12 protein-coding genes are annotated in these 14,299 nt (G+C 61.2%); 7 read left to right on the top strand and 5 right to left on the bottom strand.

What is annotated here, in order from left to right; translation table 11 throughout:
* The first annotated feature begins 202 nt into the window (after positions 1-202).
* Together IEW18_RS06430 and IEW18_RS06425 are read left to right on the top strand one after the other, a co-directional pair.
* Positions 203-1,018, top strand: coding sequence for a phytanoyl-CoA dioxygenase family protein (locus IEW18_RS06430; RefSeq protein ID WP_188557007.1), 816 nt, complete (start codon positions 203-205; stop codon positions 1,016-1,018).
* 290 nt (positions 1,019-1,308) lie between these two features.
* The gene (locus tag IEW18_RS06425; RefSeq protein ID WP_229728624.1) at positions 1,309-2,094 is read left to right on the top strand and encodes an SDR family NAD(P)-dependent oxidoreductase; all 786 of its coding nucleotides are present in this window, start codon (positions 1,309-1,311) and stop codon (positions 2,092-2,094) included.
* Between the two features lie 5 nt (positions 2,095-2,099).
* On the opposite strand, the gene IEW18_RS06420 is transcribed toward IEW18_RS06425, so the two are convergent.
* Positions 2,100-2,759, bottom strand: coding sequence for a phosphatase PAP2-related protein (locus tag IEW18_RS06420; RefSeq protein WP_188557006.1), 660 nt, complete (start codon positions 2,757-2,759; stop codon positions 2,100-2,102).
* A 178-nt stretch (positions 2,760-2,937) separates the two neighbouring features.
* Between IEW18_RS06420 and IEW18_RS06415 the strand changes: the two genes are divergently transcribed.
* The gene (locus tag IEW18_RS06415; RefSeq protein WP_188557005.1) at positions 2,938-4,257 is read left to right on the top strand and encodes an amidohydrolase; all 1,320 of its coding nucleotides are present in this window, start codon (positions 2,938-2,940) and stop codon (positions 4,255-4,257) included.
* Positions 4,258-4,437: 180 nt separating this feature from the next.
* Positions 4,438-5,319 carry an ATP-grasp domain-containing protein gene (locus tag IEW18_RS06410; RefSeq protein WP_188557004.1) on the top strand — a complete coding sequence of 294 codons (882 nt, stop codon included), beginning with the start codon at positions 4,438-4,440 and terminating at the stop codon, positions 5,317-5,319.
* Positions 5,320-5,525: 206 nt separating this feature from the next.
* On the opposite strand, the gene IEW18_RS06405 is transcribed toward IEW18_RS06410, so the two are convergent.
* On the bottom strand, positions 5,526-6,311 hold the full coding sequence (locus tag IEW18_RS06405; RefSeq protein WP_188557003.1) for an SDR family oxidoreductase: 786 nt from the start codon (positions 6,309-6,311) through the stop codon (positions 5,526-5,528).
* Positions 6,312-6,605: 294 nt separating this feature from the next.
* Here IEW18_RS06405 and IEW18_RS06400 point away from each other — a divergent pair, with 294 nt between their 5' ends.
* Complete coding sequence (locus tag IEW18_RS06400) at positions 6,606-9,095, top strand: M4 family metallopeptidase (RefSeq protein ID WP_188557002.1); 2,490 nt, start codon at positions 6,606-6,608, stop codon at positions 9,093-9,095.
* Positions 9,096-9,219: 124 nt separating this feature from the next.
* Here the strand turns inward: IEW18_RS06400 and IEW18_RS06395 are convergent, their stop codons facing one another.
* Both IEW18_RS06395 and IEW18_RS06390 read right to left on the bottom strand, forming a co-directional pair.
* On the bottom strand, positions 9,220-9,975 hold the full coding sequence (locus IEW18_RS06395) for an outer membrane beta-barrel protein (RefSeq protein ID WP_188557001.1): 756 nt from the start codon (positions 9,973-9,975) through the stop codon (positions 9,220-9,222).
* A 77-nt stretch (positions 9,976-10,052) separates the two neighbouring features.
* On the bottom strand, positions 10,053-10,772 hold the full coding sequence (locus IEW18_RS06390; protein WP_188557000.1) for a tetratricopeptide repeat protein: 720 nt from the start codon (positions 10,770-10,772) through the stop codon (positions 10,053-10,055).
* Between the two features lie 166 nt (positions 10,773-10,938).
* Between IEW18_RS06390 and IEW18_RS06385 the strand changes: the two genes are divergently transcribed.
* Positions 10,939-11,835 carry an alpha/beta hydrolase gene (locus IEW18_RS06385; protein ID WP_188556999.1) on the top strand — a complete coding sequence of 299 codons (897 nt, stop codon included), beginning with the start codon at positions 10,939-10,941 and terminating at the stop codon, positions 11,833-11,835.
* A gap of 6 nt (positions 11,836-11,841) precedes the next feature.
* Here IEW18_RS06385 and IEW18_RS06380 read toward each other — a convergent pair whose 3' ends face one another.
* Positions 11,842-12,348: a methylated-DNA--[protein]-cysteine S-methyltransferase gene (locus IEW18_RS06380; protein WP_188556998.1), complete on the bottom strand. Its 507-nt coding sequence runs from the start codon at positions 12,346-12,348 to the stop codon at positions 11,842-11,844.
* 246 nt (positions 12,349-12,594) lie between these two features.
* On the opposite strand from IEW18_RS06380, the gene IEW18_RS06375 reads away from it, so the two are divergent.
* The gene (locus tag IEW18_RS06375; protein ID WP_188556997.1) at positions 12,595-14,253 is read left to right on the top strand and encodes a PA14 domain-containing protein; all 1,659 of its coding nucleotides are present in this window, start codon (positions 12,595-12,597) and stop codon (positions 14,251-14,253) included.
* Positions 14,254-14,299 lie beyond the last annotated feature (46 nt).

Genomic DNA, 14,299 nt, shown 5'->3' with positions numbered 1-14,299 from the left:
GGCTATTGCAGCTAAGGTACGCAGCGGCGCTAAACCAAACGCAGGGTCGGCGGTTGATTCACGCGTTCTGCGCCGCGGCTGCTACCTCCCACAGTGCAGCTTTGTCGGATTCCAGTGTTCGAAAGCACTTTTTCTGCGGCGACAACCTTGGTATCGTATCTTTGCCTCCCCTCATTAGGCGTTTTGCTGACCGCCTTTGCTTATGCCCTTACAAGAAACTTATCCTCGCTTTACCCTAGGAGAGAGCCTGACGGCCGAGCAGCTTTCCTTTTTTCGGGAGCATGGATTTCTGCACTTTCGCGCCTTTATCTCCCCACAAACCGTTCGAAGCCTGTTGCAGGCTTCCCAGCAGGTACAGCGCCAGTGGCTGGCCGACGACGTGAAGAAAGTAAACGGGGTGCCTATTAAGTACGGCAAGGATGTGGATGGCTCACCTATTGTGCAGCGCTTCGCCTTTGCTTCCCACCACAGCCCTGTTTTAAACGAATTTCTGCAAGATCCGCGGTTTCGGGCCCTGTTTCCGCTGTTGGAAGCGCCCGGTGGTCGGGTAGGCGAAAACGAGAAGGATGGGCTGGTCATCAACCACTACGTGAACGTGGCCGGGTCGGAGTTTTCGCAGATGGGCTGGCACACCGACTCCCTGCGCGACGTATTCTACGGCAAGAAAATTGGGCCCATGCTCAACGTAGGCGTCCATCTTGATGGTACTCCCGTCACCAATGGTGGCCTGCGTCTGATTCCGGGCACTCACCGCCAAGGCCTGCGCGACATTCTCTTTCGCAAGAAATACTACAAAGACGTAGGCCCCGACCCCCACGAGGTAGCCGTGGAAACCGAAGCCGGCGACCTGACCGTGCACGATGGCCGCATGTGGCACCGCGTGGCCCAGTCGCCGTTGGTGGGCGAGGCTTCCCGCCGCCGGGTGATGTACGTGCCCATCATTGCCGGCAAGTACGAGCCCAAGCACGAAAACAGCCCTACCCCGTTCTATCTGCGGTTTCTTCACTTGGTTAAATAGTGAGTCAGTGAGTTAGTGACTGATTCAGTGGGCTTTTGTTAGCGCTGGTGCAAGCAGCTACCCGTCAGCTCGAAAACCACTTGTCATCTGGAAAAGCCGTCTGTCATTCTGGGCTGGCGAAGGACCTTGACACGCCTGAACGAGTTGTTGCAACGATGCTCGTTCAGGCGTGATAAGTTCTTCGGCGGCGCTTGATGCGCGCAATGCTCAGGATGACAGCCGGGTTTGCCTCACTACGTTACCAACTCGCCACTACCCCTTCACAATCTCGCAACTTCACAGCCTCCCCCTTGAAAAAGACTGCTCTCGTTACCGGTGCTTCCCGCGGAATTGGGCGAGCCATGGCCTTAACGCTGGCCCGCCGGGGCTACGACCTGCTGCTTACCGCCCGCTCCGCCGACCAGCTTGAGCAGGTTGCTGCTGAGGCCCGGCACCTGGGGCGCTCGGCCCAGGTGCTGCCCCTGGACCTGGCCAGCGCCGGGGCCGCTACGCAACTGGCCGCCTGGGTTGCGAGCCAGACCCAGGAGCTGGTCGTGCTGGTAAACAATGCCGGCTATGGCCTGTGGGGACGGTTTGAGGAGCTACCCCTGGCCCAGCAGCAGAACATGCTGCAGCTCAACATGCACTTGCCCGTGGAGCTGACCTATGCTCTGCTGCCCTTGCTACGTCGTCAGCCCAGGGCCTACATTCTGAACGTGGCAAGTACGGCGGCTTACCAGGCCGTACCCACGCTTACCCTCTACGCCGCCAGCAAGGCGTTTCTGCTCAGCTTTTCACGGGGCTTGCGCTACGAGCTGCGCGAAACCGGCGTTTCGGTAACGTGCCTGAGCCCCGGTGCCACTACCACCGATTTTGCTGACCGCGCCGGCATGAACTCCGACCTACAAGCCGTGGCCAACAAAGTATCTATGACGGCGGAACAGGTAGCCGAAGCGGGCATTGCCGCCCTGCTGGCCGGCGAAGCGGAGATAATACCCGGCGCCTTAAACAAAGTATCGGCGGCCCTTACCTCCCTGGTACCCAAGGGCCTCACGGAGCGCATAGCCGCCGGTATTTACGAAAAGCACCTGAAATAAAAGCCTCACTCCCGGTCCCGCGCCGCCGACTCCCGCGCCACCGACGCCGTGAGCTGGCTCGCCAGCCAGAAGCTTAGACCAGTAAACAGCGGGGCGGCCAGCACATCGTAGGTATAGTGAGCGTGCTGCACTAGTACTAATACTGCAATAGCCAGGGTAGCAACCAATAAGGCCCGCCGCGGCCAACCGGCCGGCACGGCTAGCGCCAGCAGCAGCAGCGTGGCCGTGTGGCCGGAGAAAAACAAGTCCTTGGTGATGGGGGCAGGGGCCGCGTAAAACAGCTGATCCACCAGCGGGTCGCGGAGGAGTACTAGGCCGGCCGGAGGCTCCAGAGGGAGCAGCGCCAGCGTAAGGCACCGAAACCCGTGCAGAAGCAGGTAGGCCGTCAGGGCCCGCAGCAGCCGAAGCGGCCGGGGCAACAGCAGGGCTACCCCGCCGGCAATGCCCAGGTAAATAACCAGAAACGTGGGGCCGGATACATCGTGGGCGGGTAAGGCGGCTAGCAACGGATCGGGGAGGCGGTAGCCGGGGCGGGCCTGCACCCAGGCGAAAAAGCGGGGCAGCGCGGCCGCTAGCCCCAGCAGCAAGCCCAGCACCAGCAGCAGACGCCGGCGGAAGGTCCCGTGCCGCCACGCTTCCGGCCAGGTAAGAGAAGTGGAAACCATGTAACTAAAGCAGTATAGCGCCCCGGCCTTTCCGCGTCGGCGGGCAGTTGGCTTGGCGGCGGCAAACCTACTGCCATTTCGGGTAGGGCGGTTTTTTGCGGGGCGCTTTCGGTCGGAAACGGTTTGCGGCGTACTTTTCCTTCCCAACGGCCTTCGCGCCCCTACCCCTGAACCACCTATGAAGCTTTTTACTGCTGCTACCGTTACTACTCTCTCGGCTGCCTTATTTGCCACTGCCCCCGCCGCCGCCCAGAACACGGCCCTCGACGCTCAAATTGCCAAGCTGGCGGCCCAGCAGGAAGCGAAAGTAATTGCCTGGCGCCGCGACCTGCATGAGCACCCGGAGCTCGGCAACCAGGAAACCCGCACCGCCGCTCTGGTGGCCGAGCACCTGAAAAAGCTGGGCATTGAGGTGCAAACCGGCGTGGCCCGGACCGGCGTAATCGGGATTCTGAAGGGGGGCAAGCCCGGTCCGGTCGTGGCCTTGCGCGCGGATATGGACGCCCTGCCCGTGACGGAAAGCAACAGCCTGCCCTTCGCCTCCAAAGCCCGCACCACCTACAACGGCCAGGAGGTCGGCGTCATGCACGCCTGCGGCCACGATACTCACGTGGCCATGCTGCTAGGCGCTGCCGAGGTGCTGAGTCAGGTAAAAAAAGACCTGCCCGGCACGGTAAAGTTTATTTTTCAGCCCGCCGAAGAAGGCTCCCTGCCCGGCGTGGTAGGCGGCGCCCGCCTCATGGTGCAGGAAGGGGCGCTGGAGAAGCCCAAGGTAGACGCCATTTTTGGAGTGCACATCCAGGCCCAGACCGAGGTAGGGCAGCTTTCCTACCGGCCCGGCGGGGAAATGGCTTCCTCGGATGTATTCAATATTAAAGTGAAGGGCAAATCGGCCCACGGCGCCTACCCCTGGCTGGCCGTCGACCCGGTAGTGACGGCCGCCCAGATTATTCTGGGCCTGCAAACCATCGTCAGCCGCCAAACCGAGCTGACCGAGGACGCGGCGGTGCTGACGGTAGGCATGGTGCACGGTGGGGTGCGCAACAACATCATTCCGGAGCAGGTGGAGCTGACCGGTACCATCCGCTGCCTCAACAAAGACATGCAGCAGAAGATATGGGCGGCCGTGCGCCGCACGGCCACCAACATTGCCGAAAGCGCCGGTGCCACGGCCGAGGTCGACATCGTGAACTACGCCCCCGTCACCTACAACGACCTGCGCCTGACCGAGCAGATGGTACCCAGCCTAAACCGGGCCGCCGGCGCCCCCAACGTGCGGGTGCAAAAGGCCGTGACTGGGGCCGAGGACTTTGCCTACTTCCAGGAAAAAGTGCCCGGCCTGTTCGTGTTCGTGGGCGGCATGCCCAAGGGCAAGAACCCCGCCGACACGGCCCCACACCACACCCCCGGCTTTTTCGTGGATGAAAGCGGGCTGACCCTGGGCGTGAAAACCCTAGCCACCCTGGCTGCCGACTACCTCACGGCCGCTAAGAAATAACAAACCCAAACCCCAGCAGCGCAAGCTAAGCCTGCCTCCAACTGCCTTCAAATAGGCAGCTTAGCCTTATCGGGCAAGCAAAGCGCAACCGCACGGCAACTTTACCGTCTAGTAGCCCACGCGCAGGCGGCCAACGGGCGCCTGCATCCGTGAAATCCGAAAAATCCGTCTAAATCCGTGATGAATATTGCCCTCGTTACCTGTGAAAGCCTTGCTCAGTATGCCGCTCCCAACGTGGAGGACGAAGACGGCCTGCTAACCCGCTACCTGCGCGAGCAGGGCCATACCGTGGAGCCCCGCGTCTGGACCAACCCGGCCGTGGACTGGCTGCGCTACGATGTGGTAGTGGTGAAGTCGCCCTGGGACTACTTCGACCGGGTCGGGGAATTTTATGAGTGGCTCGACCGGATGGAAAGCCTGGGCGTGAAGATGCTGAACCCCGCGGCTACCGTGCGCTGGAACGCCGATAAAAAGTACCTGCTGGACATGGAGCAGGCCGGGGTGCGCATCGTGCCTACCCACTGGCTTAGCCGCGGCCAGGCCGTAGAAACGGAAGCCTTGTTCGACAAGTTGGGCCACGATACGCTGGTAGTGAAGCCCGCCGTGAGCGGGGGCGCCAAAAACACCTTCGTGCTTACGCGGCAGGAGTCGGCCATCCGCCAGCCCCACCTGCAGGAGCTGCTGCGCGACGAAGATTTCCTGGTGCAGCCCTTCCAGCCCGAAATTCAGGAAGAAGGCGAATGGTCGCTGATTTACTTCGGCGGCGAGTTCAGCCACTGCGTGCTCAAAACGCCCAAGTCCGGCGACTTCCGGGTGCAGCACTACCTCGGCGGTGGCATTGAGCCCCGGCAGGCGCCCGCCCACCTGCGCCAGGCCGCCGATGCCATTGTGCAGCAGTTTGCCGTCGGCTGCCTCTACGCCCGCGTCGATGGCCTGGACCAAAACGGTGAGTTCCTGCTCATGGAGCTGGAGCTGATCGAGCCCTTCCTCTACCTGGCCTCCGCCGAAGGCTCCCTGCCGCGCTACGAAGCCGCCTTGCAACAGCTAACATCACGGATTTAGACGGATTCATCGGATTACACGGATTCGTTCTGTTGTTTGATCCATTTGATGATCTGCGCCTTAGTCATGCAAAAAGGACAACTCATATGGGTTGTCCTTTTTCGTTGTCGAACTATGGCTGGCGGTTCACCGCTTAGCGCATCATGTAGCTCAAGCTCAGCAGAACGAATCCGTGTAATCCGATGAATCCGTCTAAATCCATGATATTAGAAGCTATTTACGGAGAAGCCCCCGTCAACGCTGATGGTTTGGCCCGTGATGTAGGCGGCGGCGGGCAGGCACAGGAAGGCCACGGCGGCACTTACCTCTTCCGGCTCCCCAACGCGCCGCATGGGCGTGCGACTCAGCACTTCATTCAGGTAAGCCTCGTTGCCCAGCACTCCGGCGGCCAGCGGGGTTTTGATGTACCAGGGCGCCACGCAGTTCACCCGAATACCCAGCCCGGCCCACTCCACGGCCAGGTTGCGGGTCAGCTGAATCAGGGCCGCCTTGGTCATGCCGTAGACGGCGCCGGTGCGCACGTGGGCCAGCCCCGCCACCGAGGAAATATTCACGATGCTGCCCCCGCCGGCAGCTACCAGCAGCGGCTGCACCCCCCGACTTAGCTCCCAGGCCGAATCCAGGTTGGTAGCCAGCAGGTAGCGGTACTCCTCCTCGGAGTACTCCACGGTGGGCTTGCGAATGTTGGTGCCCACGTTATTAACCAGAATATGCAGCTGTGGCCATTGCTGCCCTACCGTAGCCAGCAGGTGGGCCCGGCCGGCCGGGGTGCTCATGTCGGCGGGTAGGGCGTGGGCGTTCAGGCCCTGCTGGTGCCACTGCGCTACCTGCTGCTCCAGGTCGGAAGCCGTGCGGGCTACGGCTAGCACGGTAGCACCCAGGGTCAGCAGTTCAGTTGCAACGGCCGCGCCAATGCCTTTGGAAGCGCCCGTAACCAAGGCCACCTGGCCCGTTAGGTTCCAGCGCCCCGGTTGGGAAGATGAAGTGTGCATGATGAATTTCTTGAATGCGTAAAATTCTGCGCTCGGTAAGGATACGCCCGCCGGCAAAAGTGTGGGCAGTCAGCCACAAAGCAATACGTAAGGAGATAAGTAACTCTGGGTAAAAGGAGATACTGTGGTTTTAATAATTAAGTAAGCAAAACAGTAAAAATTGAAAATAATGTTAGTAAAAGAGGTAATGATTGTAAAATATGTAATTTGGCATGTGCTTTATTGTCAGCGTGCGCAATAAGGCACTGCGTCGATTTTGCTCAGTTCTTCTTTTCCACAACCAGCTCATCCAGTATGCTACACAAATACTCCGCGGTAACCCTGCTGTTGCTTGGGGGCTTGACCTCAACTACCCTGGCCCAGGATTTTTCCCGGGTGCAGAGCAAAGTCCTCCACGATAACGGCACGCCTTACATGGTGCAGTTCCGCTCAGCGGCTATGGCTTACAAGCTCAGCGAGGCCAGCAAAGTGCTCCGCGAACAGCTGCAACTCACTACCGACGACCAGATGCTCCGGGCCAAAACCACGACCGATGAGCTGAATTACGTGCACGAGAAGTACCAGCAGTTCTACAAAGGCATCAAAGTAGAGCATGCGGCCTACACGGTGCACGCCCAGAAAGGCGACGTAACCAGCATCAGCGGCCAATTTGAGCGCATCAGCGGCCTGAACGTGACGCCCTCGCTTACGGCATCGGCGGCCCTGGAGCGGGCTATGTCGTTTGTGGGCGCTACAAAGTATATGTGGCAGGACGCCGCCGAGGAAGCCGGCCTGAAGCAGCTGGAAAACAACCCGGCCGCTACCTACAAGCCCCAGGGCGAGCTGGTAATTGTGCGCAACCAGCGCTCCAATAATCCGCTGACAGCGGGCAAGGCTACGCTGGCCTGGAAGTTCAACGTATACGCCCAGCAGCCCCTGAGCCGCGCCTTTATTTACGTAGATGCGCACAGCGGTGAGGTAGTACTGCAGGATGCCATTATCAAGCACGCGGCGGCTACCGCTACGTTTGCCACGGCTTACAGCGGCACCCGTTCCCTGGCCAACGAAACGGTAGTAGCCGGCCAGTACCGCCTGCGCGAGTACACCCGCGGCCTGGGCATTGAAACCTACAACGCCCGGAAAGGCAATAGCTACACGGCCGCCGTTGACTTCACCGACGCCGACAACAGCTGGACGGAGTACAACAACGCCAACTTCGACAACATAGCCGGCGACGCCCACTTTGGTGCCCAGGCCACCTACGATTACTGGAAGCTGGTGCACAACCGCAACTCCTTCGACAATGCCGGCGCGAAAATCAAGAGCTACGTGCACTTCGACGACACGCCCGGCGACGGCGTGGGCTATGAAAATGCGTACTGGAACGGCTCGGTCATGACTTACGGCGACGGCGCTACCCGTTTCCGCCCCCTGACGGCCCTGGATGTGTGCGCCCACGAAGTGGGCCACGCCGTGTGCGAAAAAACGGCCAACCTAACCTATCAGAACGAGTCGGGTGCCATGAACGAAGGCTTCTCCGACATCTGGGGCGCCGCTATTGAGCAGTACACCGCCGCCAAGCTGGGCCTGACCAAATCGACCTGGCTGATTGGCGAGGACATCGACAAGCAGCAGCCGGCCCTGCGCTCCATGAGCGACCCGAATTCCCAGGGCCAGCCCGACACCTACAAAGGCACCTACTGGAAAGCCACCACTACCTCCCCCACCTCGGCCAACGATTACGGTGGCGTGCACACCAATTCGGGCGTCCTGAACCACTGGTTCTACATTCTTTCGGTGGGTAAGAGTGGTACCAATGACATTGGCAGCGCCTATTCCGTGACTGGTATTGGCATAGATGCCGCCGCCAAAATTGCCTACCGCACCGAAAGCGTGTACCTGACGGCTTCCTCTACGTACGCCAACGCCCGCACGGCGTCCATTTCGGCCGCCACGGACCTGTATGGGGCGGGCTCGGCCCAGGTAACGGCCGTTACCAACGCCTGGTACGCCGTAGGCGTGGGTGCTGCCGCCGGTGGTACCACGCCTCCGCCCACCACGCCCACGTACTGCGCTTCTAAAGGCACCAGCACCGCCTACGAGTGGATTGACTACGTGAAGCTGGGCACTATTGCCCGCACCTCGGCTGCCGATGGCGGTTACTACAACGGCACGGCTACTTCTACCTCCCTTGCTGCGGGCTCCTCGCAGACCATCAGCTTCTCGGCCGGTTTCGCCTCCACGGCTTACACCGAGTACTGGAAAGTATACATCGACTACAACCGGAACGGCGTGTTTACCGATGCCGGCGAAACGGTAGTATCAGGCTCCTCGGCCAGCACGGGCACGCTCACGGCTACCTTCACGGTGCCCACCACGGCTAAGTCGGGCGCCACCCGCCTGCGCGTAATTATGAGCGACGCCTCGGCCACCACCAGCTGCAACAGCTACAGCTACGGCGAAACCGAAGACTACACGGTGAACATCACTGGCGGTACCCTGGCCCTGGATGGGGGTAGCAGCAGTGTGGCTTCCCTCACTAGTGGCGGCACTACTGCCCTAAGCAACTCGGTTGAGAAAGCCGTGACGCTCTTCCCGAACCCTGCTTCCGACGAGCTGAACATTGCCCTGGCCAGCAAGGCCCCGGTGCTGTCGGCAACGGTAACGGACCTGCGCGGCGCCCGCGCGGCCAACGCCCGCTTCGAGAATGGCAAGCTGAACGTAAGCGGCCTGAGCAAAGGCATTTACCTGCTCACAGTTAGCGACGGTCAGAAAACCTTCCACGAGCGGTTCGTGAAAGAATAGCCGGGCAAGAAACTCCCAGCACAAAAAAGCCCACCAGTTGGTGGGCTTTTTTGTGAGCGAACAGTCCCGAAAACGCAAAAAGCCCGACTCACGGCCGGGCTTTTTGCGTTGCTACGGTTGCTGGTTACCGCCGCCACGGAGCGTATTCCAGTTTCAACTCCACCTGCCCGAAACCATCGTTGCGGTCAGAAGAAGAGCGGCCGCTCACCGGGCTGATATCATCTAGTTGATCCGTGGTAGTGAAGGAGTAGGCTCCTTCAATGGAGGCGTTCAGTTGGGAGGTCAGGCGCAGGGTAAGCCCGATGCCGACGGGCACTACCAGGGCCATGGCGGGGTAATCGTTGCGCTCAGAAGGCAGGAACACGGTATTGTCATCGGGGCGCATCGTGCCATTGTAAGCCTTGGGGCTGTAGAGCAGAAAGCCCACGCCGGCTTTGATGTAGGGTTTAACCAGGGCCGCCGGCCGGCGCGGATCGGCAAAGGCTGCCTCGTCGCGGAAGGGCTCAAACCGCACCAGCACTACCCCCGACCCGTTGCGGCCCCGGAAGGCCAGGTTGCGCTCTACCAACTGGTCCTTGGCACCTAGCTGCACGTAGGATGCCTCACCCCCCACGTGCCAGTGAGGGCGCACTTTGTAGAGCAGCCCGGCGCTAAAGCTAGGCCCTACGAACTGCTCGCCCAGACCACTGGTCAGGTCGCCGCTGTACAGCCCCACGCCCCCGCCCAGCGTAAACCGAATGGGTCCGCGGTAGTAGGGGCGGGCATTGCCATCGTAATAGCGGCGGCGGCGTTCGGGGCCACCATCCTGGGCGGTTGCTTGCTGGGTTAGGGCCAGGCCCGAGAGCAGCATTAGGGCGGAAGAAAGAGGACGAATGTTCACGCGGGTAGACGGTAGGTGAGCCCCCCGGCATACGCGGCCGGAGCGGTAGTCGTTGCCTAACGCCAGCAAGCAGGCCTTTATTTGAACTTGCCCTGCGGATCGGGAAGGTGGGTGAGCAGGTCGGAAACCAAGTCAAAATCAACCGCTGAAAGGTCGGTACTCTGGGCTTTGTGCACGGCGGCCCAGGCTTGGTCGTACTTTTCCTGGTAGTAATAGCCGCGGCCTAGCTGCTGCCAAGCTACGGCATTGGTGGCGTCCTGGGTGGTGGCTTTTTCCAGCAGCTCAATGCCCGTGGTCAGGTCCTTTTTCTTTTTGGTCTGCTCGTAGCGCATCAGGTGGCTGGTGCCCAGGTCACTGAGTAGCAGGTTGTTGGTGGGTGCTAGGGCCAGGCCGCGGGTAAGCAAGTCAATGGCTTGGTCGGGGGTAGCGTTGCGGCTGACCACAATGCCCAGGCCGCGGTAGGCGTCGGCATTGGCGGGGTCCAGTACCCAGGCCAGGTTAAAGCGGTAAGCGGCCGTATCGGGCTGGCTTTCCCGCAGGTACTCGTAGCCTTTGGTGCTGAAAAAGCGGCTGGCTTCCGCCCGCGAAGCAAAGCTACCGGCTACCTTGGTCAGGTAAGTAGAACCTACCAGTTGCTCGGCCTGGGTGGGCGTAAGGCCCCCGAACAGGGGTTGCAGGCGGCGGGCGGCGGTAGTCATTTCCAGGGCCGGGCCAGTTGATTTGCTTTTGCGCTGGGCCTGCACCGGTGCGGCACTCCACAGGAGCAGGGCCGCGGCAAGTAAAAAAGTGGATTTCATAAAAGCCTAACGAACAGTAGCGCCGAAAAGTAAGCGTCGGGAAAGTCTCAAAGATAACCCACGGCAGGCAACCTGCGCCCGGGCTGCCCGTTGGTCCTTCCGGGCGGGCCACGCAATCCGGCCGAAGCCGGGGAGCGTACCTGCTTTCTGCCGTTTTATGTTCCGTATGCCCACGTTGTTTTTTCGGGTTCTGCCCGCTGTGCTAGTGCTTGCCTTGCTGCTGGCCGTTGCCACTGAATATGCTACGGCCCGCCCTAGCCGCCGCACCCAGGACCTGGCCTACGTGCCCGCCACCGACTCCGCTTACCACGACCAACGGCACCGGCTGGATGTGTATGCGCCCAAGGCCAGCAGCCCTGCGCTACGGCCCGTGGTGGTGTTTATTCACGGCGGCAACTGGAACAGCGGCAGTAAAAACCTGTACTCGTTTATTGGCCGGCGGCTGGCCAAGCAGGGCGTGGTAGCGGTTATCATTAACTACCGCTTGGCCCCGCTGGTGCAGGTGCCGCAAATGGCCGACGACTGCACCCGAGCCGTTATCTGGACCGCGAACAACATCACGAAATACGGCGGCGACCCCAACCGCATTTTTGTAATGGGCCACTCCGCCGGCGGGGGCCTGGCCGCGCTGCTGGCCGCCGATAACCGCCTGTTTGCGCGGCGAGGGGTAGCCCAAAACCCGGTGCGCGGGGCTATTCTGGACGACCCCGCCGGCCTGGACATGTTCGATTACCTCCAGAAAAAGCAGTACGCCGGCGACGCCCAGTACCTCGTGTCATTCGGGCAGAAGCCGGAAGGCTGGCGGGAAGTATCGGCCCTCTACCACGTGACGACCCAAAGTCCGCCCTTTCTGGTGTACGTAGGTGGCGAAACTTACCCGTCAATTCAAAGCAGCAGTGAGCGGTTTCGGCAAAAGCTGACGGCGCTGGGCCGGGCGCCGGGCTACCGGGTGCTGCCGGGCAAAAACCACATTCCGATGGTGCTGCAGCTGTACTGGCAGCACAACATCATTTATCGGGAATTGCTGGCCTTCGTTGGGCTGACACCCCGGCCGGCGGGGTAGGCCAGCTTAGCCGAACAGCGTCGTCTGGGTCAGGGGCTGTTCAAAGGCCAACAGCCACCGCTTGCGGTCCAGGCCGCCGGCATACCCCGTCAGTTGCCCACTGGCCCCGATGATGCGGTGGCAAGGCCAGATAATCGTCAGTGGATTTTGACCGTTGGCGGCTCCCACAGCCCGCACGGCCGCCGGGTTGCCCAGGTGGCGGGCCAAGTCCAGGTAGGAAGCAGTACGGCCGTAGCCCACAGTGGGCAGGCTAGCCCAGACCCGGCGCTGAAAGTCGGTGCCAGCCGTCACGGCCAGCGGCAGGTCAAACTCGCGCAGCTCCCGGTTAAAGTAAGCCCGTAGCTGCCGGTGGGGCTCCTGCAAGCAAACCGGCGCGGGCGCCGTTGCAGCAGCCTCGGAAACCGCCGTAAGCAAGTGCTGCTTCACGAACTGTACCTCGTGTAAGCCCGCCTCCGTACCCCGTAGCTCCAACAGGCCCAGTGGGGTAGGTAAATAAGCAATAGCCTCGGTCATGGTAAAAAGGGAAAGATCAAAAATACGCACTTGCCCGACCGTATCTACGTCCTAAAATCCGATATTTGCGGGACTGTTCAGCGGCGAAAAGTGCAGACTGGCAGTGAGATGGGAAGATTCTGGCCTAAATAGTTTATCTTGTTGAAATAGTACCAACCCGGAAAATGTACAAAAGGCGTAGGGTTTTCCGAGCTGCTGCTATCAGGTTTCGTTTCCCCTGATTTGTCCACCCAAAGTTTCCACATTGTGCGATATTTACTAGTCTGTTCCCTGGCTTGGCTGGGTTTCACTGGCGGCACGTCTGCTGCCGCCGCTACGCCCGGCCGGCCCGAAGCCAGGCCCTTGGCTGCTGCTGCGGGTAAGGTGGTGAAGCCAGTGCAAGGGTTTGGTACCGGCCTGACGGGCTTTTACTTTACCAATGGCAGCCTGGCCGGCGCCCCGGCCCTACAGCGAGTTGATGGCGCCATTGACTTCCGGTGGGGAATAGCTGCGCCGGCTGCCGGCGTACCGGCTGACAATTTTTCCGTGCGCTGGGAAGGGTTGCTGGCCGCACCAAGCACCGGCCGTTACCGCTTTGTGGCTCTTACCTCGGATGAGGTTCGGCTGTGGGTGAACGGCAAAAAAGTGCTGGATACCTGGGACGGAAAAAAGAACAGCACCCTCGACCCGAATGTAAGCCTAGCCGCCGGGGAAAAGACTACCATCCGGCTGGAATACAACGATGGCGGCGGCGAAGCAGGCATACAGCTGCAGTGGGTGCCGCCAGGACAGGCTGCGCAGGTTATTCCCATGGGTAACCTCTACCCCTTGGGCTCTCCCACCACTCCCGACCCGGCTGGTCCGCGCCCGGCTCCGGTAGCCAAAGCCGCTACGCCCAAGCCGGCCCCAGTTGCCAAAACGGCCGCTACTCCTGCCGCCAAACCCAAGCCAGCCGCTACTTCCGCTGCGAAGCCTGCTACGGCGGCTAAGCCAGCGGCACCCGCCAAAACTTCTCCCAAACCCGCCCCGGCCCCTAATGCCGCCACCCTAGCGGCGAAAGCCAAGGCCGATGAAAAAGCCGCCGCCAAAGCTGCCGCCAAGGCCAAAGCGGCGGCTGAAGCTGCGGCCGCCGCTACTCCGCCCGTGCCCCTGACTCCCGGTGTGTACACCCTAACGGTACGCACCACGGGGGCTCCGCTGGAAGTGCCTGACGAAGGCCGCTACGCCAGCCGGGTGCTGGACCCCAACAGCAAAGCCAAGGCCCCGCAGTGGAAAATTGAGCCGGCCGGCGAAGGTTTCTACCGCATTTCGGTGCAGGGCAGCAACAAGGTGCTGGAGGTACTGGGCAGCTCCACCTCTAACGGGGCCCCTATGAGCCTGTGGAACTACTATAGCGGGAACAACCAGATCTGGCGCATTGAGGAAGTGGGCGGCGGCTACTACAAGCTGCTGGCTAAGCACAGCCGCAAAGCCCTTTCCGTCAGAGACTCCGCTGACGTTGCTGAAGGGGGCGGCGTGGAGCAGCGGCGCTACGCCGGCAAGGAAGCCCAGCAGTGGAAGCTAACGGCCGTAGCCCCGGCCCAGGCCCCGCCGGTAGTAGCGGCCATGAGCCTGCCCGGCGTGGGAGCCAACCAAATGAGTGTGTACCCCAACCCCAGCAACGGGGTCGTGCAGATGTCGTACCAGTTGGGCCAGGAAAAGCCGCTGGGCTGGGTGCTCTACAACCAGCGCGGTATTGCCGTGCGCGTATCAGACTACCGCAAGCAGCCGGCCGGTCCGCACCACCAGTCCCTCGACTTCACGGACCTGCCCGCCGGCGACTACAACCTGAACCTGACTGTAGGCACCGAAACCACCAAACTCCCCCTGATTATCCGCCGTCCTTCGGCAGAAAGTTCTCAGGCCCAGGCCACTTCGGGCCAATAAGCCCTAACAGTGTAACTCCCACCAAAATGCCCGCCGCTTGGCTCCA

The sequence above is a fragment of the Hymenobacter glacieicola genome, from assembly GCF_014640315.1.
Taxonomy (GTDB): domain Bacteria; phylum Bacteroidota; class Bacteroidia; order Cytophagales; family Hymenobacteraceae; genus Hymenobacter; species Hymenobacter glacieicola.
This window is presented reverse-complemented; position numbering and strand designations above follow the sequence as displayed.